This is a genomic window from Streptomyces sp. DT224, from assembly GCF_049844595.1.
GTDB lineage: Bacteria > Actinomycetota > Actinomycetes > Streptomycetales > Streptomycetaceae > Streptomyces.
The window spans coordinates 1-1,347 of sequence record NZ_JBNCLI010000036.1 but is presented as its reverse complement, the minus strand read 5'-3'; the positions used below and the strand labels follow the sequence as shown (position 1 = coordinate 1,347).

Sequence of the window (1,347 nt, the reverse complement as noted above, 5' to 3'; positions counted from 1 at the left end):
CGGGTCTGCTGACCACCGCCGACTACTGGGTCGATCACGTCCGCCGCCCCGTCCGCTTCGCCGACGGAGTCCGTGCCGCCCGTGCTGCCGGGGCGACGGTGTTCCTGGAGGTCGGCCCGGACGGAACCCTCACCGGCATGGCCCAGCAGACCCTCGACAGCGGCGAGACCTTCGTGCCCACCGCCCGCAAGGACCGCGAGGGGGCCCGCACCGTCCTCGAAGCCCTGGGCCGCCTCCACACCACCGGTGTGTCCGTCGACTGGGCGGCCTACTTCGGCACGGCTGCGGCGACGGCCCGGCATGTGGATCTGCCGACGTATGCCTTCCAGAGGCGGAATTTCTGGCTCGTGGATGTGGCCGATGCTGCCAGTGATGCGGTGAGTCTGGGTCTGCGGGCGACGGGGCATCCGTTGCTGGGCGCCGCCACTGCGCTGGCCGGCGGTGACGCGGTCGTGCTGACCGGGCGGGTGTCGGTGGCGACTCATCCGTGGCTGGCGGATCACGCCGTGAACGGCGTGGTGATCGTGCCGGGGACGACGTTCGTGGATCTGGCTGTGCGGGCCGGTGACGAGGTCGGCTGTGACGTGTTGGAGGAGTTGACCCTGGAGGCGCCGCTGGCATTGCCGGGTCAGGCCTCGGCTCAGCTCCAGGTGACCGTGGGGGCTGCGGACGGGGATGGCCGTCGTCAGGTGGGGATCTACTCCCGCGTGGAGGACCTTCCGTGGACGAGGCATGCCTCGGGTGAGCTGGGTTCGGCGGGTGCGGTGCCGGCCGTTGAGGCAGTGGCGGGTGTGTGGCCGCCGGTGGGTGCTGAGCCGGTGGCGGTGGACGGTCTCTACGAGGAGTTGGCCGGGCTGGGCTTGGCCTACGGTCCGGTGTTCCGAGGGCTGGTCGCTGCCTGGCGGCTGGCCGGGGAAGTGTTCGCGGAGGTTGCGCTGCCGGAAGACGCTGCGGCGGACGCGGCCCGGTTCGGGTTGCATCCGGCTCTGTTCGATGCCGCGTTGCACGCCATCGCCTTGGGTGACCTTGTGCCCGCGCCGGAGCCGGGCAAGCCGTACCTGCCGTTCGCGTGGTCGGGCGTGCGTCTGCATGCGGCGGGCGCGACCCGGTTGCGGGTACGGATCGCTTCGGCGACTGCGGGTTCGGGGGCGACGTCGCTGACGTTGCTGGATGCCGGGGGTCTGCCGGTGGCCTCGGTCGACATGCTGGCGGTGCGTCAGGTCTCGGCCGGTCAGCTGGAAGTCTCCCGCACCGCTGGGCACCGCAACAAGCTGTTCCAGGTGGACTGGGTGCCTGCGGGTGCGGTGGTCCGGGATCCCTTTGTCCCTGTTCTGTTCGATGTGGCTG

Annotated in this window: 1 protein-coding gene; it reads left to right on the top strand. The window is 71.0% G+C overall.

Annotation, left to right across the window (positions count from 1 at the left end; genetic code table 11):
• Nucleotides 1–1,347 (top strand): polyketide synthase dehydratase domain-containing protein (locus ACLQ2N_RS35910; protein WP_425819985.1); only part of this gene is annotated, 1,347 nt, incomplete at both ends.